Here is a 26,308-nt window from a genome sequence, read left to right on the forward strand (position 1 = left end):
CAGTAATATCAATATACTGTCCTGACAGAGAGGAGAACAACCATGACTGAACGCCTTTATTACACCAGCGACGCCACTGAATGCCTGGCGCGAGTCGTCAACTGCCTGAGCGAAGCCGATGGCCGCTATGCCATTGAGCTGGACCGTACGCTATTTCACCCGCAGGGCGGCGGTCAGCCGGCGGATCGCGGCTGGATTGCCGATCTGGCGGTCGAAGGCGTGGTTTCGCGCGGCGATAGCGTAGCGCATATCGTTTCACAGCCGCTGCCGTCAGGCGAGGTCACGATCCGTATCGATGCGGAAAGCCGACGGCTTCACGCGCGCCTGCACTCCGCCGGGCACGTGCTTGCCCAGGCCGGCGAGCAGTCAGGCTGGCAGCCGATGAAAGGACATCACTGGCCGGGAGAAAGCCGTATCATTTTTGCCGCCGGGGCTAACGGCGGGCTGCCCGAAGCCAGCGCGCTGCTGGAAAAAGTCGCCGCCTGGCAGGCAGGAAATTTACCGCGTCAGGTCGCTTTTGCCGATGGCCTGCGCCAGATTGGGTTCGGCGATATGCAGAGCTATCCCTGCGGCGGTACGCACGTTGCCAGCCTGTCCGAGCTGGGGAAAATCGTCATTAGCCAGGTGAAGATGAAAAAAGGCCAAATTATTGTCAGCTACACCGTGGAATAAGCGCATGAAAGGAGATGCGCGATAAACAGGGCATCTCCTGGGGCTTAAAGAGGCGCAGGATGTTTACCGTGATAAATCCGCTCCGGTCTGCCGACTTTGCCATAGCTGATTTCAGCTTCAAGAAAATCATTTTTAACCCCTTGCTCAAGGTAACGGCGGGCGGTGGTTTTACTGCTGCCGAGAATACGGGCGAGCGTGTCTGCGGTATGGACCGTTTCCGGGTCGGCGAAGAGCTGCAATACCCGGTTAAAGGTGCTCTCATCAATACCGCGCAGCGGAGAGCCTGCGGCTTCCGTATGCTCTTTTGCCTGGATATTGAACAGGGCGTCAACATGGGTTTGGCTTGCCTGTTCGCTTGAGCGCAGAGAGCTGCGATAGCGGGCAAAACGCTCAAGGGTATGCTGCAATCGCTGATAATGAACCGGTTTAATCAGGTAATCAAAAACGCCCATCCGCAGGGCTTCGCTGATGGTATCCATATGGTTATCGGCGGTGATGAAAATGATACGCCCTTGATAATGCGTGTTGACGGCGTGGCGGATCAAATCGAGCCCTTTACCATCGGGCAAGAAGTTATCCAGCAGAGTGAGCTGGGGCTGATAGAGGCGAAGCAGCTTTTTCGCGCTTTCCAGTTTATCGGCAATGCCAATGACTTCGAACTGGGGAAATTGCTTGATCGTATCCACCAGGATTTCCGCCAGCATAGGTTCGTCTTCAACGATAAGAGTTGTAATGCTATCCATGATGTTCATCTCTGGTCAGGGGGATATAAAGGGTAAAAATGGTGCCAAAAGGAATGTTGTTATCGACGACGATATTGCCGCCGGCTTGCTCAACGTAGCTGCGAACCAGCCAGAGTCCGATGCCGTGATCGCCGCTGTCGCTGCTGGTGACGCCGCGTTCAAAAATACGATCGCGCAGCGATTCGTCAATTCCGCAGCCCTGGTCGGCGATCTCGACGATCGCTTCGTCGCCCTCGCTGTTGATCAGGCATTCGATCTGCCTTGAACCTGTCGGCTGGCGCAAGGTGGCGTTGTAGGCATTGTCCAGCAAATTACCGACGATCGAGATCCACTCATTATGCGAAAGCGACGAGGGTAAGGTCTCAACGTGGCAGGCGGGATCGAATACCAGCTCTATTCCGAGCTCTTTGGCGCGGTAATACTTGCCGATCAGCAGCCCGGCAAGGTGATTCACTTTAAAGTTACGGGCAATAAAATCGAGCACCTTCTGGTGGCTTTCAGACTGCTGCTGAATAAGATCCAGCGCGTTGTCATAGCGTTTTAAAAACAGCAGCCCGGCGATGGTGGAGATCAGATTGCGATGCTCGTGCTGCACGGCCCGCAGATTATCCGCGTACTGCTGAACCTGGCTAAGCTGCAGGCTCAGGGTGTTGATATCGTCTTTACTGCGAAAGCTAATGACCCAGCCCTGAGGCTCGCTATTGAGCGTGACGGCCATGCGGCTGGCGATCACTTTAATCTGGTTAAAGGTGACGATTTCGTCTTTTTTATTGGTCTGCGGCGCGTCATAGAAGAATGCCTCCTGAGAGATCACGCTATTGATGCTTTTGCCAATCAGGATGGTTTCCGGCTGGCTCAGGTTTAATAGCCTCCGCGCGGTCTGATTGATGGCGGTAATTCTGTAATGAGAATCAATGGCTATCAGCCCCTCAAAAACCGATTCAAACAGGACGCTCTGCTGGATGAGCAGCTGTGATAGCTGCTGAGGTTCCATATTTAGCATCTGCTTTTTAATATGCAGCGAGAAGCGCCGCGCGCAGTAAAGCAGCAGGAGCAGCATAATCGCCATCGGGATCATCAGCGATCCGATTTGCAGGCTCAGCCAGTTCTCTAACTGTTCGATGGTGTATCCCACCGATACGATGCCGATCACTTTCCCGGTGCTGTCCTGGATCGGCGACTTGCCGCGTAGTGAAGAACCCAGCGATCCCTTACGCACCGACACGTAGCTTTTGGCGTTATATAGCGCCTCGTCGCTGTCTCCGCCCTCCATGTATTTACCGATCTCCTCAGGATTCACGTGATACAGGCGCTGGCCTTTCGCGTCGCCGACGGTGATATAGGTGGCGTCGGAAAACGAACGCATCGGGTCGATAAGTGCTTTAATGCGCGGTAAATCGTGCTTTTCCACCGCGTCAACCAGTTCGGGCATGGCGGAGATCTGCATCGCCTGAATCAGCGCGCGCTGCCCGACCTGGTAATGCAGGCGCTCCTCGGTAATGTTGGTGAGATACCATGACATCGCCAGCATCACGATTGTCGAGGTAAACAGGATCAGCAGGAAGATGCGGTTCTGAAACGAACGTCGGGCAAACCAGTGCGTGATTTTTCGAGCAAACATTGGGCGAATTGACATCAAAAGGTTATTTTCTCTTTTTTAGTGGCCGTCGGCGCGGAATCGGCCCACAGATTGACTGATTTCAGAACTCGCTTAGTCGGAATACGACGTTTTACGTACCTTCGGTTTGGGCTTTGGCACCGTCGCCTGGGGTATTTCCCGGAGGCGGCGCGTAGCGCCTGTCCGGGCTACCCGATCGCGCCGGTAGCCCGGATAAGGCGTCAGCCGCAATCCGGGAAAGGTAACGATTTACATCGCCAGCACGTACTTGAGCATCACCCCGGCGGCAATCGCCGAGCCAATCACTCCCGCCACGTTCGGGCCCATCGCGTGCATCAGCAGGAAGTTCTGCGCGTCCGACTCCAGCCCCACCTTGTTCGATACCCGCGCCGCCATCGGCACCGCCGACACCCCGGCCGAGCCAATCAGCGGGTTGATTTTGTTGTGACTGAACAGGTTCAGCAGCTTCGCCATCAGCACCCCCGCCGCCGTCCCGATACAGAACGCAATCACCCCCAGCACCAGAATCCCCAGCGTCTGCGGCTGGAGGAACTTGTCCGCCACCAGCTTGGCGCCCACCGATAACCCGAGGAAAATGGTCACGATATTTATCAGCGCGTTCTGCACCGTGTCGCTCAGGCGCTCCACCACGCCGCTTTCGCGCATCAGGTTGCCGAAGCAGAACATCCCCAGCAGCGGCGCCGCGTCCGGCAGCAGCAGCGCCACCAGCAGCAACAGCACCGCCGGGAACAGGATTTTCTCCCGCCTGCTCACCGTGCGCAGCTGCACCATGCGGATTTTCCGCTCCTTATCCGTGGTCAGCGCCTTCATAATCGGCGGCTGGATTAACGGCACCAGCGCCATATATGAGTACGCCGCCACCGCGATGGCTCCCAGCAGCTCCGGCGCCAGCTTGCCCGACAGGTAAATCGCCGTCGGGCCGTCCGCGCCGCCGATAATGCCTATCGCCGCCGCCTGCGGCAGGGTGAAGCTGATAATCCCGAAGTAGTTCAGCGTCAGCGCCCCGAGCACCGTGGCGAAGATACCGAACTGCGCCGCCGCCCCCAGCAGCAGGGTGCGCGGGTTGGCCAGCAGCGGGCCGAAGTCGGTCATCGCCCCGACGCCCATAAATATCACCAGCGGGGCGATACCCGACCCGATGGCGACCTTATAGAACACCGCCAGCACCCCGGCGGAGTAGCCCATATCCACCGCCTGCTGCTCCATCTGGCTCTGTACCGACGGCAGGGCCAGGGCCAGCGCTTCTTTGATGGCGTGAACGTCCGGCAGGCAGTTGAGCTTCGCGGCAATCACCGCCAGCTGCCCGGCGTCGTGGTGGGCCAGCAGGCTCTCCAGGGCGGTCAGCGCCAGCCCGGCCTCCGGGATATTCGACAGCAGGCCGCCGAAGCCAATCGGCAGCAGCAGTAGCGGCTCGAACTTCTTCGCAATCGCCAGCCACAGCAGCAGCAGGCTCACCAGCAGCATGATGGCCTGGCCGATGCCGAGGTGCATCAGGCCCATGCCCTGAATCAGGGCGTTCAGACTTTCCATGGTTCCTGTTCCTTACGCCAGCGTCATCAGGGTGTCGCCGACCGCCACCGCGTCGCCGGATTTCACCGCGATACCGCGCACGGTGCCGGCCTGCGCGGCGCGGATTTCGGTTTCCATCTTCATGGCTTCGAGAATCAGCAGCACGTCGCCTTCGGCGACCGTCTGGCCCTCGGTGGCAGTCACCTTCCAGATATTGCCCGCCAGCGGGGCGGTCACCGGGGCGCCGGCGCCTGCCGGGGCCGGCGCAGCAGCCTGAACGGGCGCCGCCGCAGTGAGCTGGCTGATATCGCCGCCGTCGCTGACCTTCACCACAAAGGCTTTACCTTCCACTTCCACGGTGTAGATGCCCGAAGCGGCAGGTTTTACCGGGGCAGCGGCAGGTTTCGCCTCTTCCGCCTGCGGGACCGGCTCAAAGGCCGCCGGGTTATTGCGGTTCTCAAGGAACTTCAGGCCGATTTGCGGAAACAGGGCCACGGTCAGCACGTCGTCGATGGCGTTATCGGCAAGCATGATGCCCTTCTCCTGCGCCTGGCGCTTCACGTCCGCTTCCAGTGCAGCCAGCTCCGGCTTCAGCAGGTCCGCCGGGCGGCAGGTCACCGGGGCGGCCCCCTCCAGCACGCGCGCCTGCAGGGCGGCATTGACCGGCACCGGGGTGTGGCCGTATTCACCCTTCAGAATGCCCGCCGTTTCTTTAGCGATGGTTTTGTAGCGCTCTCCGGTCAGGACGTTAAGCACCGCCTGGGTGCCGACAATCTGCGAGGTCGGGGTGACTAAAGGAATAAAGCCGAGGTCCTCGCGCACGCGGGGGATTTCCGCCAGCACCTGGTCGAGTTTGTCGGCGGCGTTCTGCTGCTTCAGCTGGCCCTCGAGGTTGGTGAGCATCCCGCCCGGCACCTGGGCCACGAGGATACGGCTGTCGGTGCCCTTCAGCTGGCCTTCAAAGGCGTGATATTTCCTGCGCACCTCGCGGAAGTAGGCCGCGATGCTCTCCAGCTTCAGGATATCCAGCCCGGTGTCGTGTTCCGTTCCGGCCAGCGTCGCCACCAGCGCCTCGGTGGCCGGGTGGCCGTAGGTGGCGCTCATGGAAGAAATCGCCGTGTCCACGCCGTCCACGCCCGCCTCGATGGCCTTCAGCAGGGCCATCTCCGCCATCCCGGTGGTGGCATGAGCATGCAGGTGCAGGCGCACGTTGTGGCGCTTTTTGATTTCACTGACCAGCTCATACGCCGCCATCGGGGTGAGGATACCGGACATGTCCTTGATGGCGATGGAGTCGACGCCGGTTTCCAGCAGCTGTTCGGTCAGGTCCAGCCAGGTCTGCAGGGTGTGCGCCGGGCTGGTGGTGTAACTCAGAGTCCCCTGGGCGTGCGCCCCGTGGCTGCGCACCGCCCGCAGGGCGGCCTGCATATTGCGCGGGTCGTTCATGGCGTCGAAGACGCGGAAGACGTCCATGCCGTTTTTGACGGCGCGCTCAACGAAGCGTTCGACCACGTCATCGGCGTAGTGGCGGTAGCCGAGGAGGTTCTGGCCGCGCAGCAGCATCTGCAGCGGGGTCTTCGGCATGGCCTTTTTCAGCTCGCGCAGGCGGACCCACGGGTCTTCGCCGAGAAAGCGGATGCAGGCGTCAAAGGTGGCGCCGCCCCAGCACTCGAGGGAGCCGTAGCCCACGTCGTCGAGCTGCGCGGCGACGGGGAGCATATCGTCAAGGCGCAGGCGGGTGGCGAACAGGGACTGGTGGGCGTCGCGCAGGACGACATCGGTAATGGCAACGGTCATGGATTCCTCCGTGAATTAAGGGTTAAGGCGGCGATGGTGGTGGATGGCGGCGGCAATCACCGGCGTTAAGCGGGCGAAGTCGTCAGCGGGCGCGGCGGCAGGTGCGGCCTTCGGCGCCGGAGCCGGTTCGGGGAAGAAGCGGTTGACGGCGGCGGACATGCCCTGGATGGCGAAAATCAGCACAAACAGAAACGCCAGCACGAACCCCATGCCGAGGAACATCAGGGTGAAGCCTTCACCCAGTAACAGTGCTGCATCAGTCATGAAACGATCCAAAAGTAAGGGCACGATGGCGCCTTTGAAGGTTAACCAATCGGTGCTTCCGGCTAAGGAGTAGGGTGGATTTCCCGAAGCCGCCCCCGGCTCTGGACCCTAATTTGCACCTCTGTGGTTGACGCTCAAATATCGCCATCGTGCGTGTTGGTTACATCATCATGCCGAACACGATGCTCGCGATGACCAGCACAATTCCGCCGCCCAAACGGGAAGAGATTTGCGCATAGGAGATAAGATTCATACGGTTACAGGCAGAGAGTACTTCCAGGTCGCCGGAACCGCCGCGGTTAGCCATGCACAGGCCCGCGGTAATCGCCGATTCAATCGGGAAGAAGCCAATCAGCCAGCCGCCGACAGCGGCGCCGACGACGGCGCCGACGACAATCACAGCGGCAATCACCACGTTAGCGAAGGTGATCGCGTCGATAATTTCCTGCAGGTCGGTGTAGCACACGCCGACGCCGACCATCAGCACCCACAGCAGTTGTTTAGAGAAGAAGTCAGACAGACGTTTGGCGCCAGCTTTGATTTCCGGCGAGCAGAGACCTGAAGCGTTCAGGGCTGCGACAATCAGCACCATCCAGGCAAAATAGTGGATAGACACGCCGCCAATGCTGGGCAGAATTTTCTTGGCGATAACGTAGGCCAGCAGGAAGCAGGTGGTGGCGAGCACAAGGCCGACGGCCGTTTCGCGATGGGTAATCTGGCCCGCTTTTTCATCATCTTCTACTTTGAAGGAGGCCTTGCGTACCAGCTCGCCTTCGCCGCTCAGCCAGGTGTGTTTTTTACCGATAATATCGAGCAGCGCGGCAAAGACGATGGCAAAGATGTTGGCGATGGTCAGGATAGCGATCGCGGTTGAGTAGTACTCTTCACGCGAACGGCCGGTAACGGAGTGATAAATTTCAGACAGCGGCACCGCGCCAGCGCCGTTGCCGCCGCCCATAATCGGCAGGACGTACAGCATCATGATGCGGTCTACGGAAATACCGAAGCACAAGCCGATAAGAATACCGAAGATGGATGCGCCGAGGATCCCCATTAAGATGGTTGGAATATAGCCGAGCAGAGATTTCAGCAGCAGTTTACGGTTAACCGAGAGAATGGCGCCGGTAATCAACACGGCGATGAATAAATTCAGGAAATTACTTTTATCCATCACATTGGTGATCGCCTCAATTTCTTTCTGGGTAAAAATGCCAGCGTAAACGAAATAGGCGGCAACGAGGAAGATCATCACCGGCGCGCCGCCGATATATTTATTGAAGATTGGCAGGCGTTTGCCAATTTCTCCAAAAACAGCGCCAATAATAAACATGATGGCGAAGCCGCCGACAATGTCGGTCGGCAGGGCATTATAAAAATGTGAAAGTAGTAAAGTGATTAACGCAAAGGCGTAAAGCGGTAGCGGCATGCCGAAGATTTTAAACCCCAGAATATCGCTAACGCCTTTTTTCTCCGCAGATGGAGCCTGGCTCATATTAGTCATATGACGTCACCCTGTTAAAAAAAGGAATAATGGCGTTAGAACAAGCAATAATAGAACGGCGGCATAATAATAAATATGTTCCACGGCGATATGTGATTATCTTCACTGATTGGCCGTGTTTTTAATTAATTTAATTGTTTTTATTCTTCTGAATTAATTAACAACATAAAAACCATAAAGCCAATTAAGGTACGCGGAAAAATGTGATTTAAATAAAAGAACCGCTGCGGGAACGGTGGCGAAATACAGTCCGTTTTTGGTTAATGAAGCGCTAAAAAATGAATCTGATAATAAAACGCGTCACCGTACAAAAAGATCCCCGGCGGCGAGAGGCCGTTGACCTCTTTCTTCATCAGCATCAGCTCTCGCTGGAGGCGGATTGCGAAAGGGTGATTGTCGCCGAGGATCAGCGGCGCATTGTCGGCTGCGGCGCGATTGCCGGATGCGTCCTGAAGTGTATTGCCGTCGACCCGTCGCTACAGGGAGAAGGGCTCAGCCTGAAGCTGCTGACTGAGCTGATGACCCTGGCGTATGAGCTGGGCCGCAGCGAGCTGTTCCTGTTCACTAAACCCGATAACGCGGCGCTATTTTCCAGCGCCGGATTCTGGCCTATCGCCCGCGCGGGTGACCAGGCGGTGTTAATGGAAAATAGCCGCGAACGCCTGGCGCGCTATTGCCGCCAGCTGACCATGTACCGCCAGCCCGGGGAAAAAATCGGCGCCATCGTGATGAACGCCAATCCATTCACCCTGGGACACCGTTGGCTGGTAGAGCAGGCCGCTCGCCAGTGCGACTGGCTGCATCTGTTTGTGGTGAAAGAAGACGCTTCATTTTTCAGCTATCAGGATCGCGTGGCGCTGATTGAACAGGGGATCGCCGGGATCGCCAACGTGACCTTACATCCAGGTTCGGCTTATCTGATCTCCCGGGCGACTTTCCCCGGCTATTTCCTCAAAGATAAAGGCGTGGTCGATGATTGCCACTGCCAGATCGACCTACAGCTTTTCCGCGAACATTTAGCCCCGGCGCTACAGATTACCCACCGTTTTGTCGGTAGCGAGCCGCTGTGCTCTTTAACCCGTAACTACAACCTGCGCATGAAGGAACTGCTGGAAGCGCCCGGCGAGACGCCCGCGATTCAGGTGGTGGAGCTGGAGCGGGTCGAGAAAGACGGCGCACCGATTTCGGCTTCACGGGTGCGCAAACTCTATAAGGAGCGCCAGTGGTCGGCTATTGCGCCGCTGGTTCCGCCGGGAACGCTCTCTTTTCTGATGCAGCTGGCGGAAAGCGAACATCAAACCGCCTAGATATTACCTCCATAACTAAGGATCAGCCTCTATGGAAATGATGATTGACGCCCTGGCCGGCACGCTGGAATCCAGCGATGTCATGGTCAGGATTGGGCCTGCCAATGAGCCGGGTATTCAGCTTGAAATCGACAGTATTGTGAAGCAGCAGTTCGGCGCGGCGATTGAGCAGGTGGTCAGAGAGACCCTGGCGCAGCTTGGTGTCACTCGCGCGAATGTGGTCGTCGATGATAAAGGCGCGCTGGAGTGCGTGCTGAAGGCTCGCGTTCAGGCCGCGGCGCTGCGCGCGGCGCAACAATCTCAACTGCAATGGAGCCAGCTATGAAACCTCGTCGCAGTATGCTGTTTATCCCCGGCGCCAACGCCGCGATGTTAAGCACCTCGTTTGTGTACGGCGCCGACGCGGTGATGTTTGACCTCGAAGATGCCGTCTCGCTCCGTGAAAAAGATACCGCCCGCCTGCTGGTGCATCACGCGCTACAGCATCCGCTCTATCGGGATGTGGAAACCGTGGTGCGTATTAACCCGCTCAATACGCCGTTTGGCCTCGCCGATCTGGAGGCGGTAGTGCGCGCGGGGGTGGATATGGTGCGCCTGCCGAAAACCGATAGCAAAGAAGATATCCACGAACTGGAAGCGCACGTTGTGCGTATTGAGCGCGAGTGCGGACGGGAAGTGGGCAGCACTAAGCTCATGGCGGCGATTGAGTCGGCGCTGGGGGTGGTGAACGCGGTCGAGATCGCGCGCTCCAGCCCGCGTCTGTCGGCGATCGCGCTGGCGGCCTTTGACTACGTGATGGATATGGGCACCTGCCGCGGCGACGGCACCGAGCTGTTTTATGCCCGCTGCGCGGTGCTGCACGCGGCGCGCGTCGCCGGGATCGCGGCCTATGACGTGGTGTGGTCGGACATTAACAATGAAGAAGGTTTCCTCGCGGAAGCGAATCTGGCGAAAAACCTCGGCTTTAACGGCAAATCGCTGGTCAACCCGCGCCAGATTGAACTGCTGCATCAGGTTTATGCCCCAACCCTGAAAGACGTTGAGCATGCGCGCGATGTGATCGCGGCGGCGGAAGAGGCGGAAGAGCGCGGTCTGGGCGTGGTATCGCTGAACGGTAAGATGATAGATGGACCGATTATCGACCATGCGCGCAAAGTCGTGGCGCTGTCGGCTTCCGGCATTCGTGATTAAGGAGCAAATAATGAAAGAGACCGTAGCAATGCTTAATCAGCAGTACGTGATGCCGGAAGGATTAGCGCCCTATGCGGGCGTGACGGCGAAAAGCCCGTGGCTGGCCAGCGAAAGCGAAAAGCGCCAACGTAAAATCTGCGCCTCGCTGGAGGAGGCGATTCGCCGTTCGGGCCTGCAAAACGGCATGACCATCTCTTTTCACCACGCCTTTCGCGGCGGTGACAAGGTGGTCAATATGGTGGTGGCGAAGCTGGCTGAAATGGGCTTTCGCGATCTGACGCTGGCCTCAAGCTCGCTGATCGACGCCCACTGGCCGCTGATTGAACATATTAAAAATGGCGTGATCCGCCAGATTTACACCTCCGGCCTGCGCGGTAAGCTGGGAGAAGAGATCTCCGCCGGTCTGATGGAAAATCCGGTCCAAATCCACTCCCACGGCGGCCGCGCGTATTTAGTACAAAGCGGCGAGCTAAACATTGACGTGGCGTTCCTCGGCGTGCCGTGCTGCGATGAATACGGCAACGCCAACGGCTTTAGCGGTAAATCCCGCTGCGGATCGCTGGGCTACGCCAAAGTGGATGCCGATGCCGCCAAATGCGTGGTGCTGCTGACCGAAGAGTGGGTGGATTATCCAAACTATCCGGCCAGCATCGCCCAGGATCAGGTCGATCTGATCGTGCAGGTCGACGAGGTCGGCGATCCGGCGAAAATCACCGCCGGGGCGATCCGTTTGACCAGCAACCCGCGCGAACTGCTGATCGCCCGCCAGGCGGCGAAAGTGATCGAGCACTCCGGTTATTTTAAAGACGGCTTCTCTTTGCAAACCGGTACCGGCGGCGCCTCGCTGGCGGTGACCCGCTTCCTCGAAGATAAGATGCGCCGTCACAACATTACCGCCAGCTTTGGTCTGGGCGGGATTACCGGCACAATGGTCGATCTGCACGAAAAGGGCCTGATCAAAGCGCTGCTGGATACCCAGTCTTTCGACGGCGACGCCGCGCGTTCGCTGGCCAATAACCCTAACCATATCGAAATTTCCGCTAATCAATACGCCAATCCGGGTTCGAAAGGCATCGCCTGCGAACGCCTGAACGTGGTGATGCTGAGCGCGCTGGAAATCGATACCGGATTCAACGTTAACGTGATGACCGGCTCTAACGGCGTGCTGCGCGGGGCATCCGGCGGCCACTGCGATACGGCGGCGGGTGCTGACTTAACCATTATCACCGCGCCGCTGGTGCGTGGACGCATTCCGTGCGTGGTCGAGAAGGTGCTAACCCGCGTGACGCCGGGCGCCAGCGTGGATGTGCTGGTGACCGACCACGGTATCGCCGTCAACCCGGCGCGTCAGGATCTGATCGATCGCCTGCGTCAGGCGGATATCCCGCTGATGACCATCGAAGCGCTACAGCAGCGCGCCGAGCTTTTGACCGGCAAGCCTGAGCCGATCGCATTTACCGATCGGGTGGTGGCCGTCGTGCGCTATCGCGACGGTTCGGTGATCGACGTCATTCATCAGGTTAAAAGCGCCGGTTAAACGCGCTGAGGAGAAAGGCATGAGCGAAGTGATGATGAGCCAGCATCGCCCATCGAGCCGTCAAACGGTGGCGGCGGAGGAGATGGTTTCACGTGTGGAACGGGCGCTGCTGACCGAAGTTCGCCTGACGCCGAAGCCCGGGCTGGTGGATATTCGTAACGCCGGCGCGCATCGGGATATGGATCTGGCCTCCTTTGAGGCCAGCACGGCGGTTGTCGCCCCGTGGATGGAGAAGTTTTTCATTATGGGCCACGACACCGCCAATATCATGCCGGAAAAGGTGCTGACGATGCTGCGTCCGGTGGGCATGGCCTGCGAGACGGATATGCTGGCAGCCACCGGCGGAGTGAATACCCATCGCGGCGCGATCTTCGCTTTTGGCCTGCTCAGCGCGGCGGTGGGAAGGTTGGTGGCCAGAGGGGAGCCGGTTGAGCAGCACCGGGTTTGCGATCAGGTGGCCCGCTTCTGCCGGGGGCTGGTCGGGCGTGAGCTCTCCTCTGCCGCGGGAAAGAAGGTGAGTAAAGGCGAAGGTCATTTCCTGCGCTACGGGCTCTCCGGCGCCCGGGGCGAAGCGGAGAGTGGCTTTCGCACCGTGCGCACCCAGGCGATGCCGGTATTCAATCGCGTTATGGCGGAGACCGGCGATACCAATCTGGCGTTATTGCAGACCCTGCTGCACCTGATGGCCTGGAATGACGACACCAACCTGGTGTCGCGCGGCGGGCTTGAAGGGCTGAATTTTGTGCAGCAGCAGGCGCAAAGGCTGCTGTGGGAAGGCGGTGTGCTGACCGACGGCGGTCTGGAAGCGCTTCGCCAGCTGGATGATGAACTGATTGTCCGTCACCTTAGCCCCGGCGGCAGCGCCGACCTGCTGGCGGTCACCTCGTTCCTGTCCGGTTTCCCGGCCGGGGAGCTGTTCCTGCACTAATCGCTCGCTTTTATCTCGACGGTTTACCCGGATTGGCCAGCAGAGGGCCGATCCGGGGTTGCGGACCGCGCTTGCTCCTCTCTCCTCACTACTCAACGGCAAATTCCCGGCACAATCTTATAGTTTTTACTGATATCGGCGGCAGTTTGTCATAAATTTCTAATTATCGGTGTTTTTGAGTAGCGGCCCATCGATGGGCTGGTTACTCTGAAAACAATTTACGTAGTGTTAACAAAAGAGAATAGCTATGCATGATGCACAAATCCGCGTGGCCATCGCGGGCGCGGGCGGCCGGATGGGACGCCAGTTAATTCAGGCAGTACAGCAGATGGACGGCGCGGCGCTTGGCGCGGCGCTGGAGCGCGAAGGTTCGTCGCTGCTCGGCAGCGACGCGGGCGAGCTGGCGGGCGCAGGCAAGGCGGGGGTTGTGGTGCAAAGCAGCCTTGAGGCGGTAAAAGATGATTTCGACGTTTTCATCGACTTTACCCGCCCGGAAGGCACGCTGAACCATCTCGCCTTTTGCCGTCAACACGGTAAAGGAATGGTTATCGGCACCACCGGTTTTGACGACGCCGGCAAACAGGCCATTCGCGAGGCTTCGCAGGAGATCGCCATCGTCTTTGCCGCCAACTTCAGCGTCGGCGTCAACGTGATGCTCAAGTTGCTGGAGAAGGCAGCGAAGGTGATGGGCGACTATACCGATATTGAGATTATCGAAGCGCATCATCGCCACAAAGTGGATGCGCCATCGGGTACGGCGCTGGCGATGGGCGAAGCGATTGCCGGTGCCCTGGATAAAGATCTGAAAGCGTGTGCGGTCTACAGTCGCGAAGGCTACACCGGCGAACGCGTTCCCGGCACTATTGGTTTTGCGACCGTCCGCGCCGGGGATATCGTCGGCGAGCATACGGCGATGTTTGCGGATATCGGTGAACGCATTGAAATCAGTCACAAGGCCTCCAGCCGGATGACTTTTGCTAATGGCGCCGTACGCTCTGCTTTATGGTTGAAAGGTAAGAAAAACGGTCTTTTTGATATGCGTGATGTGCTTGAACTGAACTCTTTATAACGATTATTACCCATCGTGATGTGGTTATTGCATTCAATAAGTAATTGATTGCAAGGGGCAATATTTTATTGCCCTTTTTTATTTTTTGGGTTTTAGATATTTTTTATTGTTAAAGCTACAAAATAATACGTTATCTGCGTATTTTTTGTTGTTTTATTGTAAATTTTGACCGTCTGGTCTACTTTTTCAATCCCTGCGCTAAGATTTTACAATCATCCACCTCCGCAAGCGTTTTCCCAGGCTAGTTAGTTGATCTTTTTGCCCGTTAAGACCGGTATTGCTGAATAGTCGCCTGAAACAAGATTAAAAATATCCGCTTTAAGTTGACTTTTACCGGCCATCTCTCCAGAATGCCGCCGTTTGCCAAAATTCTGCGGGCAACAGATTTGCATTGATTCAGATCTACATTATGAATTAATATGCAAATAAAGTGAGTGGATATTCTCTGGAGGGTGTTTTGATTAAGTCAGCGCTATTGGTTCTGGAAGACGGAACCCAGTTTCACGGTCGGGCCATAGGGGCTACCGGCACGGCGGTTGGGGAAGTCGTTTTCAATACTTCAATGACCGGTTATCAAGAAATCCTCACTGATCCTTCCTATTCCCGCCAAATCGTCACTCTAACCTATCCCCATATCGGCAACGTCGGCACCAATGCCGCCGATGAAGAGTCTTCTCAGGTACATGCTCAGGGTCTGGTCATTCGCGATCTGCCGCTGATTGCCAGCAACTTCCGCAATACCGAAGACCTCTCTTCTTATCTGAAGCGCCATAACATCGTGGCGATTGCCGATATCGATACGCGTAAGCTGACCCGTCTGCTGCGTGAAAAAGGCGCGCAGAACGGCTGCATCATCGCCGGCGACAGTCCGGACGCGCAGCTGGCGCTGGAAAAAGCGAAAGCGTTCCCGGGCCTCAACGGTATGGATCTGGCGAAGGAAGTGACGACCGCAGAAACCTACAGCTGGATGCAGGGGAGCTGGACGCTGGCGGGAGACCTGCCGGAAGCCAAAGCGGAAAGCGAGCTGCCGTTCCACGTGGTGGCCTACGATTTCGGCGCCAAGCGCAACATTCTGCGCATGCTGGTCGATCGCGGCTGCCGTCTGACGGTGGTTCCGGCGCAGACCTCCGCCGAAGAGGTGCTGAAGATGAATCCGGACGGTATTTTCCTGTCCAACGGCCCTGGCGACCCGGCGCCTTGTGATTACGCTATCGACGCGATTACGAAGTTCCTGGAAACCGACATTCCAGTATTCGGCATCTGCCTCGGCCATCAGCTGCTGGCGCTGGCGAGCGGCGCGAAGACCGTGAAGATGAAGTTCGGCCACCACGGCGGCAACCATCCGGTAAAAGATATGGATAACAACGTGGTGATGATCACCGCGCAGAACCACGGTTTTGCGGTGGATGAAGCGTCTATGCCCGCTAACCTGCGCGTGACCCACAAGTCGCTGTTCGACGGCACCCTGCAGGGCATTCACCGTACCGATAAACCGGCGTTCAGCTTCCAGGGGCACCCGGAAGCGAGCCCTGGCCCGCACGATGCCGCACCGCTGTTCGACCATTTTATCGAATTAATTGAGCAGTACCGTCAGTCCGCGAAATAATCAGGAGTTAAGAGAGCCATGCCAAAACGTACAGATATAAAAAGTATCCTGATTCTGGGCGCGGGCCCGATTGTTATCGGTCAGGCGTGTGAGTTTGACTACTCCGGCGCCCAGGCGTGTAAAGCGCTGCGCGAAGAGGGTTACCGCGTCATTCTGGTGAACTCTAACCCGGCTACCATCATGACCGACCCGGAAATGGCCGATGCCACCTACATCGAGCCGATTCACTGGGAAGTGGTGCGCAAGATTATTGAGAAAGAGCGTCCGGATGCGGTTCTGCCGACTATGGGCGGCCAGACGGCGCTGAACTGCGCGCTGGAGCTGGAGCGTCAGGGCGTGCTGGCCGAGTTCGGCGTGACCATGATTGGCGCGACCGCCGATGCGATTGATAAAGCCGAAGACCGCCGCCGTTTCGACGTGGCGATGAAGAAAATCGGCCTCGACACCGCGCGTTCCGGCATCGCCCATACCATGGAAGAAGCGCTGGCGGTTGCCGCTGACGTTGGCTTCCCGTGCATCATCCGTCCTTCCTTTACCATGGGCGGCACCGGCGGCGGTATTGCCTACAACCGTGAAGAGTTCGAAGAAATCTGCGAACGCGGCCTGGATCTCTCGCCGACTAACGAGCTGCTGATTGATGAATCGCTAATCGGCTGGAAAGAGTACGAGATGGAAGTGGTGCGTGATAAAAACGACAACTGCATCATCGTCTGCTCTATCGAAAACTTCGACGCCATGGGCATCCATACCGGCGACTCCATCACCGTGGCGCCGGCGCAAACCCTGACCGACAAAGAGTACCAAATCATGCGTAACGCCTCGATGGCGGTACTGCGTGAAATCGGCGTCGAAACCGGCGGTTCCAACGTTCAGTTCTCGGTGAACCCGAAAGATGGTCGCCTGATCGTTATCGAGATGAACCCGCGCGTCTCCCGCTCCTCGGCGCTGGCCTCGAAAGCCACCGGCTTCCCGATTGCCAAAGTCGCGGCGAAGCTGGCGGTAGGTTACACCCTTGATGAGCTGATGAACGATATCACCGGCGGCCGTACCCCGGCGTCGTTTGAACCGTCCATCGACTACGTCGTGACTAAAATCCCGCGCTTCAACTTTGAAAAATTCGTCGGCGCTAACGACCGCCTCACCACCCAGATGAAATCGGTGGGCGAAGTGATGGCGATTGGTCGCACCCAGCAGGAATCCCTGCAGAAAGCGCTGCGCGGCCTGGAAGTGGGCGCCACTGGTTTCGACCCGAAAGTGAGCCTTGATGACCCGGAAGCACTGACCAAGATTCGCCGCGAACTGAAAGATGCTGGCGCAGAGCGTATCTGGTACATCGCTGACGCTTTCCGCGCGGGCCTCTCCGTTGATGGCGTGTTCAACCTGACCAATATTGACCGCTGGTTCCTGGTACAGATTGAAGAGCTGGTGCGTCTGGAGGAGAAAGTGGCTGAAGTCGGTATTACCGGCCTCGACGCCGACTTCCTGCGTCAGCTCAAGCGCAAAGGCTTTGCCGATGCGCGTCTGGCGAAGCTGGCTGGCGTGCGCGAAGCGGAAATCCGCAAGCTGCGCGACCAGTACGACCTGCACCCGGTCTACAAGCGCGTGGATACCTGCGCGGCGGAATTCGCCACCGACACCGCCTACATGTACTCCACTTATGAAGACGAGTGCGAAGCGAACCCGTCCGTTGACCGCGACAAGATCATGGTGCTCGGCGGCGGCCCGAACCGTATCGGCCAGGGCATCGAATTCGACTACTGCTGCGTCCACGCCTCCCTGGCGCTGCGCGAAGACGGCTACGAGACCATTATGGTCAACTGTAACCCGGAAACCGTCTCCACCGACTACGACACCTCAGACCGCCTCTACTTCGAGCCGGTAACCCTGGAAGACGTGCTGGAAATCGTGCGTATAGAGAAGCCAAAAGGCGTTATCGTACAGTACGGCGGCCAGACTCCGCTGAAGCTGGCGCGCGCGCTGGAAGCGGCTGGCGTGCCGGTTATCGGCACCAGCCCGGATGCTATCGACCGCGCGGAAGACCGCGAACGCTTCCAGCACGCGGTTGACCGCCTGAAGCTGAAGCAGCCGGCCAACGCCACCGTGACCGCGATCGAAATGGCGGTCGAAAAGGCGAAAGAGATTGGCTACCCGCTGGTGGTGCGCCCGTCCTATGTGCTTGGCGGCCGTGCGATGGAAATCGTCTACGATGAAATCGACCTGCGTCGCTACTTCCAGACCGCGGTCAGCGTCTCTAACGATGCGCCGGTGCTGCTGGACCGCTTCCTTGACGATGCGGTTGAAGTCGACGTCGATGCAATCTGCGACGGCGAAATGGTGCTGATTGGCGGCATCATGGAGCATATCGAGCAGGCGGGCGTGCACTCCGGCGACTCCGCGTGTTCACTGCCGGCCTACACCCTGAGCCAGGAAATTCAGGATGTGATGCGCGAGCAGGTGCAGAAGCTGGCCTTTGAGCTGCAGGTTCGCGGCCTGATGAACGTGCAGTTTGCGGTTAAAAACAACGAAGTCTACCTGATTGAAGTCAACCCGCGCGCGGCGCGTACCGTCCCGTTCGTCTCGAAAGCCACCGGCGTACCGCTGGCAAAAGTCGCGGCGCGCGTAATGGTCGGCCAAACGCTGGCCCAGCAGGGCGTAACCAAAGAGATCATCCCGCCGTACTACTCGGTGAAAGAGGTGGTGCTGCCGTTTAACAAATTCCCGGGCGTTGACCCGCTGTTAGGGCCGGAAATGCGCTCTACCGGTGAAGTCATGGGCGTAGGCCGCACCTTCGCGGAAGCGTTCGCCAAGGCGCAGCTGGGCAGCAACTCGACGATGAAGAAACAGGGACGCGCGCTGCTCTCCGTTCGCGAAGGCGACAAAGAGCGCGTGGTGGATCTGGCGGCAAAACTGCTGAAGTTTGGCTTCGAGCTGGATGCGACCCACGGTACCGCGATTGTGCTGGGCGAAGCCGGCATCAACCCGCGTCTGGTGAACAAGGTGCATGAAGGCCGTCCGCACATTCAGGACCGTATCAAGAATGGCGAATATACCTACATCATCAACACCACCGCGGGCCGTCAGGCGATTGAAGACTCCAAGCTGATTCGCCGCAGCGCGCTGCAGTACAAGGTGCACTACGACACCACGCTGAACGGCGGTTTCGCTACCGCAATGGCGCTGAATGCCAACGCGATGGAGAAGGTGACCTCGGTACAGGAAATGCACGCGCAGATTAAAAAGTAATCTCATCTGCCAGTAAAAGCGCCTCCGGTGGCCAACGCCGGAGGCGCTTTTTTTTGCGTCGCGATAAAGCGAAACGGGGCGGGAGGGTTCATCCTTAATGGAACAAAACCATTTCATGACGCACGCAAGGATAACTACATGGCGATACTTTTGTTTGATTGGGGCGGTACATCGATTAAATATGGCGTCTGGCAGCAGGGGGAGCTGAAGGACACCGCATCGGTTGAGACGCCTGATAGCTGGGAAGAGATGAAAAATCGGCTATTGGATCTATATCAACAGTTCCAGCCGCGCTACGCCATTGATGGGATCTCAATTAGTGCTCCCGGGTGTGTGGATCCGCAGAGCGGGGTCATTAGCGGCCTGAGCGCCATTCCCTATATTCATCACTTTCCCATCGTCGAAGAGCTTTCCGGGCTGTTTTCACTTCCGGTATGCATTGAGAACGACGCCAACTCGGCGGGTATCGCAGAGGCGGCATTGGGCGCGGGCCGCGAGTATGACAGCGTACTGTTTGTGATTGCCGGTTCAGGTATCGGTGGCGCGATTGTCGACAATAAAGTCCTGCGCCACGGCAGCCATCGCTACGCCGGCGAATTTGGCATGATGACCCTGCACGAGGGGCAAACCTTTAGCGAACTGGCAACCGCCGTCGCTACGGCGCGTCGTTATGCCCGGCGCATGTCGCTGGCGGCTGACTCCGTCTCCGGAGAGGATGTCTTTCGCCTGGCCGAGGAGGGCGACAATATCGCGCAGCAGGAAGTGGCGCAGTTTTACCACTGGATGGCGGTAGGCTTACTGAATTTGCAGGTGTGCTATGACCCAGACTGTCTGATTATCGGCGGCGGTATCTCCGCCAGCGATAAGATTTTCGGTGGTATTAAGCAACGCCTGGCCGAGCTGGTCAATGAAAAAGCGTTAACGGAATTTCTCCCGCACGTGGTGCTCTGCCAGTACCGCAACGAGGCTAACCTGATCGGCGCGGCGGTGAACTTCGAACAAAAACAGGGGGATCGGCGTTAACAGCCTACTTCGGAGAGTTCTGGTTTTCTCTCCCCGGTCAGTCAGCTAGCCTAAGATGGTTAGGGTGATAATGAATATGACTGAATAATGGGAGAGAAACACGATGCACTATAAGCCCCTCACCGCAGCTGTTTTCGCCGCCGCCGCGCTTCTTACCGTGGCCGGTTGTTCATCTAATCAGTCGTTGAAAACGACCGACGGCAGAACCATTGTGACCGACGGCAAACCGCAGGTAGATGACGACACCGGTCTGGTGTCCTACAAAAATGCGGAAACCGGTCGTACCGAGCAGATCAATCGCGATCAGGTTAAATCGATGGATGAACTGGATAACTAAGCGTTATCTCTGGCCTCGCGAGGAGTACGGCGGGGCCGGTTCGGCAATGGTTTATTCTGTTTCAAAAACGCCGATTAAAATAGTGTGTTGCCCTGCCATCAGTAACGTCTTACGCAAACTGCAACCAGCCCGTGACTAATCCATTTATTCTTTTTATTTTTAATTCTATACTCGTTCTGTTTTAAGTTACCGATGTTCCTGATACGCATAAAAAAAAATGGAAATGGAATATACAACAGGTGATAAATATGGATGGTTTCAATGAATGGTAACGGTTTTTTGTTTGTTATCTTCTGCGTTTTTATTATCCCCGCGCTCATCGGTGGGGGATTCCTGATTTTCCTTATTTTATGGAGTAAAGGTAGGGTTATTGGGAAAAACATGTCAGTAGCCTATGTTTTTCTGTTTTTTGCTGCGATAATATTGTGTGCGGTTTATAAGTATTTAGGTTTTTTATATACATTTACACTTGACCACTTTATTTATTTTAGTTGGGCTGCCGGCGCCGCGTTGATTTTAGCGTTAATACTTTTTAGCACTTTTTCCGTAAAAAATGCGGGATTTATTCATGCGTTGACTTTGCTGACCTTTGCGCTTATCGCCAATAAATTTATTGGCCCATCAATGGAACAGGTCGACATGTCTTTTGCCGAACGGGACCGCGCGAACAGCATTGCTGAGTTCAGGCTGGGTAAGTTTACAGTGCAAAAATTACCCGAGTTTGACCGCTTGTTTAAAAGTAAATCTCAGCAGGAACAATACGAAATCTATTTATTTGCCATCTATGATAAATCATTGCCGAAAGAGTTATATCAATATTTTGTACAGCAGTTGGGTAGCCCATTAAAAAACCGGCAAGGCTCTTTTGATTACGTTGCGAATCAGAGTGATTATTATACCATTCCCTTTTTCGAGGCCATCCATTCTCAAAATTTAACGGCGCTGCAGGTTTTTATTGACGCTATTCAGGCTTCATCTGCCGCAGAGCGCAAGCAGGCTCAGGACATTGTTTATGCTGCTCCTGCACAATGGACAGGACTGGAGCATACCTTTGCCCAGCCGATCGATGTTTATTATAAAAGACCCACCCACCCCGATAGCGTTATTAAGCAAGCCGAACTGCTGCTTTCCGCATTTCCTGAATTAGCTAAAACCCAAACGGGTGCCGCTATTATTGATCGTACCATTCAAAACGCGGATGTTCGCGCTATGAGATTATTTGCAAAGTATTCTCAACCAGGTTCAGAAATATTAACTGCGGCAAGCTATGTTCTTGGCGGAGAAACGGATAAATTTGTTGATATATTAAAAAAACAACCTTCGTTATTGCGTCAACAAATTGATATTGGCAAGTATTATTCCGGCAGTACTAATTTATTATTCTATGTCGTTATGTTTGGCAAAAAAGATATCATTCAGCAGGTCATTCCCCGCATAAACTGGCAGGATCCTGAATTGTATTATAATAAAGGTAATAGCCTTGTTTTAGCCTACGCGGCACGGCGCGTTAAGAACGCTTTCCATAATGCCTCGCTGGAAACAAATAAGGACGCAATTGAGATCTTTACCCTTTTGCTGAATACACAGTTACGTAACCAACCGAACATCCCTGATCGACAATTGTGGGAGATCGCCGCTGATGACTTTTATAGGAGTCACTGGCCCAATACAGGCGAGACATTTAATGATGAGGCGATACGGTCCATTTGCCATTCGGATATTGGGCCGCAGTTTTTACGCTATATTGATACGTTAGATAAAAATCATAACGAGACGGTAAAAAGCCGGGTTAGCGGAATTAAAAAAGCGTGCCATTAAGCTATCCAAATGCGCAAGACCGACGCCTGTAGCGGGCAAACCGGCCATGACTCGCGGGGTGTCAGGCACCCCCAATTCCTGCGGTTACGCCAACGGAAGCTGTAAGTATCAGCATTAACTGTCTACACTCTTGCTGATTACAACAAGAGTAAACGCAGGCTAATCAATGATCCTCATAATTTATGCGCACCCTTATCCGCAGCACTCGCATGCGAATAAGCGGATGCTTGAACAGGCAGGGACGCTTGACGGCGTAGAGATACGCTCCCTCTATCAACTTTATCCCGATTTCAATATCGATATCGCCGCCGAGCAGGCCGCGCTGGCCCGTGCCGATCTGGTCATCTGGCAGCATCCGATGCAATGGTACAGCGTACCGCCGTTGCTGAAGCTGTGGCTGGATAAGGTACTGGCGCACGGCTGGGCGTATGGGCACAACGGTATCGCATTACGCGGTAAGTCATTGATGTGGGCGGTCACCACCGGCGGCGGCGAAAGCCACTTTGATATTGGTTCCTTCCCCGGTTTCGACGTGCTGGCGCAGCCGCTGCAGGCCACCGCGCTGTATTGCGGCATGAAATGGTTGCCGCCGTTCGCGATGCATTGCACTTTTATCTGCGATGACGAAACCCTTCAGGCGCAGGCGCGCCGCTATCGTCAACGCTTAATCGAATGGCAGGAGGCGCACAATAATGGATAGCCATACGTTGATACAGGCGCTGATCTATTTAGGATCCGCCGCGCTGATTGTACCGATTGCCGTACGTCTTGGGCTGGGGTCGGTACTCGGCTATTTAATTGCCGGCTGTATTATTGGCCCGTGGGGGCTGCGGCTGGTCACCGACGCCGAGTCGATTCTGCATTTTGCCGAAATCGGCGTGGTGCTGATGCTTTTTGTTATCGGCCTGGAGCTGGATCCCCAACGGCTGTGGAAACTGCGTGCCTCGGTGTTCGGCGGCGGGGCGCTGCAGATGGTCGTCTGCGGCGTGCTGATCGGCCTGTTCTGCATGTCGCTTGGTCTGCGTTGGCAGGTTGCCGAGCTGATTGGCATGACTCTGGCGCTCTCCTCAACGGCGATCGCCATGCAGGCGATGAACGAACGTAACCTGATGGTCACGCAGCTGGGCCGCAGCGCTTTTGCGGTGCTGCTGTTTCAGGATATCGCGGCCATTCCTCTGGTGGCGATGATCCCGCTACTGGCGGCGAGCGGCGGCTCGACGACCCTGGGCGCGTTTGCGCTCTCGGCGCTGAAAGTGGCGGGCGCGCTGGCGCTGGTGGTGGCGCTCGGGCGCTATCTGACCCGGCCGATGCTGCGTTTTGTCGCGCGCTCCGGCCTGCGCGAAGTCTTCAGCGCCGTGGCCCTGTTCCTGGTATTTGGTTTCGGTCTGCTGCTGGAAGAGGTCGGGCTGTCGATGGCGATGGGAGCCTTCCTTGCCGGCGTGCTGCTGGCGAGCTCGGAGTATCGCCACGCCCTGGAGAGCGATATTGAGCCGTTTAAGGGCCTGCTGCTGGGGCTGTTTTTTATCGGCGTCGGCATGTCTATCGACTTCGGTACCCTGGTCACCCATCCGCTGCGGATCCTGATTTTGCTGGTGGGATTCCTGGTGATTAAATCCCTGATGCTGTGGCTGATCGCCCGGCCGTTAGGCGTGCCGCGCGCCCAGCGCCGCTGGTTTGCGGTGCTGCTGGGGCAGGGAAGCGAATTCGCCTTCGTGGTTTTCGGCGCGGCGCAGATGGCCGATGTCCTGGATAGCGAGTGGGCGAAGGCGCTGACCCTGGCCGTGGCGCTATCGATGGCGGCGACGCCGATCCTGCTGGTGCTGCTGACCCGGCTGGAGAAATCCGCCAGCGGTCAGGAGCGCGAAGCCGATGAAATTGATGAAGAGCAGCCGCGGGTGATTATCGCTGGCTTCGGTCGTTACGGGCAGATTGCCGGCCGCGTGCTGCTCTCCAGCGGCGTGAAGATGGTGATCCTCGATCACGATCCCGACCATGTTGATACCCTGCGTAAGTTTGATATGAAGGTGTTCTACGGCGATGCGACGCGGGTAGACCTGCTGGAGTCGGCGGGGGCGGAAAAAGCGGAAGTGCTGATTAACGCCATCGACGATCCGCAGACGAATCTGCAGTTGGCGGAGCTGGCAAAAGAGCATTTCCCGCATCTGCAGATCATCTCCCGCGCCCGCGATGTCGATCATTATATTAAGCTGCGCCAGGCCGGGGTCGAAGCGCCGGAGCGCGAAACCTTCGAAGCGGCGCTGAAGTCCGGGCGCATGACGCTGGAAGCGCTGGGCCTCGGCGCGTATGAGGCCCGCGAACGCGCCGATCTGTTCCGCCGTTTCAACCTGCAAATGGTCGAAGAGATGGTGGCGATGGCGGAAAACGACGCGGCTTCCCGGGTGGCGGTATTCAAGCGCACCAGCGATATGCTGACCGGCATCATTAACGAGGACCGCAATCATTTATCGCTGGTTCAGCGTCACGGCTGGCAGGGGACGGAAGAGGGACGGCATACCGGCGACATCGCCGATGAGCCGGAGAATAAGCCCTCGCTATAGGGTAAATTCAGGGTGTTACGTTAGCTTTACAAGTAACATTTTGTTTTCAATTTAAATCCTGTTCTGGCGGCTCACGGGGCTTACGTGGGCTCGCCAGCAAAACTTAAAATTTTCTGATTCTTTACCCTTCGCCCAGTCGACGAAGTATTACGCTTTCCGTATAGTGGCGACAATTTTTTGCATTCGGGAATTATTTAATGATCAGTCTGATTGCGGCGTTAGCGGTAGATCGCGTCATTGGTATGGAAAACGCCATGCCATGGAACCTGCCTGCCGATCTCGCCTGGTTTAAGCGCAATACCTTAAACAAACCGGTAGTGATGGGGCGTCTTACCTGGGAATCCATCGGTCGCCCGTTACCGGGACGTAAAAATATCGTGATTAGCAGCCAGCCCGGCACCGACGATCGCGTGCAGTGGGTCAAGTCGGTTGATGAAGCGATTGCCGCCTGCGGCGATGTGGAAGAGATGATGGTGATCGGCGGCGGTCGCGTGTATGAGCAGTTCCTGCCGAAAGCGCACAAGCTCTATCTGACGCATATTGATGCGGAGGTGGAGGGCGATACTCATTTCCCGGATTACGACCCGGACGAGTGGGAGTCGGTATTCAGCGAGTTCCACGATGCCGATGCGCAGAATTCCCATAGCTACTGCTTCGAGATCCTGGAGCGTCGCTAAGGTTTCCCCCGGTGGCGTTCGTTCACCGGGGTGACTCTCTTCAGGAGGCGATCGCCTCGCCTTCATCAAGATTTGTCTGCCGGTTCGATCGCTGGGTGAAGTACGTTTTATCTTCCCAGCGCAGACAGGTCAGATCGCCGCCCCAGCAGCAGCCGGTATCCAGCGCGTAAATGCCTTCCGGCGTGCCTTTTCCTTCCAGTGAAGCCCAATGACCAAAGGCAATGCTGTATTCGTTGGCCACCGGCCCGGGAATGGCAAACCACGGTTTCAGCGGCGCGGGGGCGTTTTCCGGCGCCTCTTTGGCGTACATATCCAGCTGCCCGTTCGGGAAGCAGTAGCGCATGCGGGTAAAGGCGTTGGAGATAAAGCGCAGGCGCGCCAGGCCACTGAGCTCATTGCTCCAGTTGTTCGGCATGTCGCCGTACATCGCGTCGAGGAAGAACGGATAGGAGTCGCTGGCGAGCACGGCTTCCACATCGCGGGCGCACTGTTTGGCGGTTTCCAGATCCCACTGCGGAGTGATCCCGGCGTGGGCCATGACCAGCTTTTTCTCTTCATCGATTTGCATCATCGGCTGACGACGCAGCCAGTTGAGCAGATCGTCGGCGTCCGGCGCCTCAAGCAGCGATTTCAACCGATCTTTGGGTTTATTGCGGCTAATGCCCGCAAAGACCGCCAGCAGGTGCAGGTCATGATTGCCCAGCACGATGCGAACGCTATCGCCAAGCTGTTTCACGAAACGCAGCACTTCCAGAGAACCGGGGCCGCGCGCGACCAGGTCGCCCGTGAGCCACAGCGTATCAACCTCAGGGTTAAACTCCACCTGCTCTAATAATGCGATCAGTTCATCGTAGCAACCGTGAACGTCGCCAATAAGGTATGTAGACAT

At 56.8% G+C, this 26,308-nt stretch carries 22 protein-coding genes; 15 read left to right on the forward strand and 7 right to left on the reverse strand.

What is annotated here, in order from left to right; genetic code table 11:
- Positions 1-42 precede the first annotated feature (42 nt).
- Positions 43-672 (forward strand): alanyl-tRNA editing protein, encoded by a 630-nt coding sequence (locus tag KOSB73_RS06640; protein ID WP_049088265.1) that lies wholly within the window; start codon positions 43-45, stop codon positions 670-672.
- A gap of 44 nt (positions 673-716) precedes the next feature.
- Here the strand turns inward: KOSB73_RS06640 and citB are convergent, their stop codons facing one another.
- From citB to citS, 6 genes are all read right to left on the reverse strand, one after another.
- Positions 717-1,415, reverse strand: a complete 699-nt coding sequence (gene citB / locus KOSB73_RS06645; RefSeq protein WP_049130048.1) for a citrate response regulator transcription factor CitB — start codon at positions 1,413-1,415, stop codon at positions 717-719.
- Positions 1,408-3,036: a citrate sensor histidine kinase CitA gene (gene citA, locus KOSB73_RS06650; protein ID WP_004872278.1), complete on the reverse strand. Its 1,629-nt coding sequence runs from the start codon at positions 3,034-3,036 to the stop codon at positions 1,408-1,410. The genes citB and citA overlap by 8 nt, the downstream gene beginning before the upstream one ends.
- Before the next feature lie 246 nt (positions 3,037-3,282).
- Positions 3,283-4,584 (reverse strand): oxaloacetate decarboxylase subunit beta, encoded by a 1,302-nt coding sequence (locus tag KOSB73_RS06655; RefSeq protein ID WP_049089739.1) that lies wholly within the window; start codon positions 4,582-4,584, stop codon positions 3,283-3,285.
- Positions 4,585-4,596: 12 nt separating this feature from the next.
- Positions 4,597-6,360 (reverse strand): sodium-extruding oxaloacetate decarboxylase subunit alpha, encoded by a 1,764-nt coding sequence (gene oadA, locus KOSB73_RS06660; protein WP_098140332.1) that lies wholly within the window; start codon positions 6,358-6,360, stop codon positions 4,597-4,599.
- 15 nt (positions 6,361-6,375) lie between these two features.
- On the reverse strand, positions 6,376-6,624 hold the full coding sequence (locus KOSB73_RS06665; protein WP_004139751.1) for an oxaloacetate decarboxylase subunit gamma: 249 nt from the start codon (positions 6,622-6,624) through the stop codon (positions 6,376-6,378).
- Positions 6,625-6,784: 160 nt separating this feature from the next.
- Positions 6,785-8,125, reverse strand: coding sequence for a citrate/sodium symporter CitS (gene citS / locus KOSB73_RS06670; RefSeq protein ID WP_004872267.1), 1,341 nt, complete (start codon positions 8,123-8,125; stop codon positions 6,785-6,787).
- A gap of 278 nt (positions 8,126-8,403) precedes the next feature.
- Between citS and citC the strand changes: the two genes are divergently transcribed.
- From citC to folA, 14 genes are all read left to right on the forward strand, one after another.
- The gene (citC, locus tag KOSB73_RS06675; RefSeq protein WP_004872264.1) at positions 8,404-9,432 is read left to right on the forward strand and encodes a [citrate (pro-3S)-lyase] ligase; all 1,029 of its coding nucleotides are present in this window, start codon (positions 8,404-8,406) and stop codon (positions 9,430-9,432) included.
- A 31-nt stretch (positions 9,433-9,463) separates the two neighbouring features.
- Positions 9,464-9,757, forward strand: coding sequence for a citrate lyase acyl carrier protein (citD, locus tag KOSB73_RS06680; RefSeq protein ID WP_004872262.1), 294 nt, complete (start codon positions 9,464-9,466; stop codon positions 9,755-9,757).
- A complete protein-coding gene (citE, locus tag KOSB73_RS06685) occupies positions 9,754-10,623 on the forward strand; it encodes a citrate (pro-3S)-lyase subunit beta (protein WP_098140333.1) in 870 nt (289 codons plus the stop codon). Before citD ends, citE begins: the two co-directional genes overlap by 4 nt.
- 10 nt (positions 10,624-10,633) lie before the next feature.
- Complete coding sequence (citF, locus tag KOSB73_RS06690) at positions 10,634-12,160, forward strand: citrate lyase subunit alpha (RefSeq protein ID WP_024360284.1); 1,527 nt, start codon at positions 10,634-10,636, stop codon at positions 12,158-12,160.
- Positions 12,161-12,194: 34 nt separating this feature from the next.
- On the forward strand, positions 12,195-13,088 hold the full coding sequence (citG, locus tag KOSB73_RS06695) for a triphosphoribosyl-dephospho-CoA synthase CitG (RefSeq protein ID WP_370512068.1): 894 nt from the start codon (positions 12,195-12,197) through the stop codon (positions 13,086-13,088).
- A gap of 247 nt (positions 13,089-13,335) precedes the next feature.
- Positions 13,336-14,157, forward strand: coding sequence for a 4-hydroxy-tetrahydrodipicolinate reductase (gene dapB / locus KOSB73_RS06700; protein WP_004872257.1), 822 nt, complete (start codon positions 13,336-13,338; stop codon positions 14,155-14,157).
- A 457-nt stretch (positions 14,158-14,614) separates the two neighbouring features.
- Positions 14,615-15,763 carry a glutamine-hydrolyzing carbamoyl-phosphate synthase small subunit gene (gene carA / locus KOSB73_RS06705; RefSeq protein WP_098140334.1) on the forward strand — a complete coding sequence of 383 codons (1,149 nt, stop codon included), beginning with the start codon at positions 14,615-14,617 and terminating at the stop codon, positions 15,761-15,763.
- An 18-nt stretch (positions 15,764-15,781) separates the two neighbouring features.
- Positions 15,782-19,006 carry a carbamoyl-phosphate synthase large subunit gene (gene carB / locus KOSB73_RS06710; RefSeq protein ID WP_024360287.1) on the forward strand — a complete coding sequence of 1,075 codons (3,225 nt, stop codon included), beginning with the start codon at positions 15,782-15,784 and terminating at the stop codon, positions 19,004-19,006.
- 138 nt (positions 19,007-19,144) lie between these two features.
- Positions 19,145-20,029 (forward strand): ROK family protein, encoded by an 885-nt coding sequence (locus tag KOSB73_RS06715; RefSeq protein WP_004872251.1) that lies wholly within the window; start codon positions 19,145-19,147, stop codon positions 20,027-20,029.
- A gap of 103 nt (positions 20,030-20,132) precedes the next feature.
- A complete protein-coding gene (locus KOSB73_RS06720; protein WP_004872248.1) occupies positions 20,133-20,366 on the forward strand; it encodes a YgdI/YgdR family lipoprotein in 234 nt (77 codons plus the stop codon).
- Positions 20,367-20,627: 261 nt separating this feature from the next.
- On the forward strand, positions 20,628-22,184 hold the full coding sequence (locus KOSB73_RS06725) for a hypothetical protein (protein WP_098140335.1): 1,557 nt from the start codon (positions 20,628-20,630) through the stop codon (positions 22,182-22,184).
- 166 nt (positions 22,185-22,350) lie between these two features.
- Positions 22,351-22,884 (forward strand): glutathione-regulated potassium-efflux system oxidoreductase KefF, encoded by a 534-nt coding sequence (gene kefF, locus KOSB73_RS06730; RefSeq protein WP_004872246.1) that lies wholly within the window; start codon positions 22,351-22,353, stop codon positions 22,882-22,884.
- Entirely contained in the window at positions 22,877-24,742 is a 1,866-nt protein-coding gene (gene kefC / locus KOSB73_RS06735; protein ID WP_098140336.1) for a glutathione-regulated potassium-efflux system protein KefC, read from the forward strand. Before kefF ends, kefC begins: the two co-directional genes overlap by 8 nt.
- Before the next feature lie 197 nt (positions 24,743-24,939).
- Positions 24,940-25,419, forward strand: a complete 480-nt coding sequence (folA, locus tag KOSB73_RS06745; protein WP_004098524.1) for a type 3 dihydrofolate reductase — start codon at positions 24,940-24,942, stop codon at positions 25,417-25,419.
- A gap of 40 nt (positions 25,420-25,459) precedes the next feature.
- On the opposite strand, the gene apaH is transcribed toward folA, so the two are convergent.
- Positions 25,460-26,308, reverse strand: a complete 849-nt coding sequence (apaH, locus tag KOSB73_RS06750; protein ID WP_049085644.1) for a bis(5'-nucleosyl)-tetraphosphatase (symmetrical) ApaH — start codon at positions 26,306-26,308, stop codon at positions 25,460-25,462.

This window comes from Klebsiella grimontii (genome assembly GCF_900200035.1).
Lineage (GTDB): Bacteria > Pseudomonadota > Gammaproteobacteria > Enterobacterales > Enterobacteriaceae > Klebsiella > Klebsiella grimontii.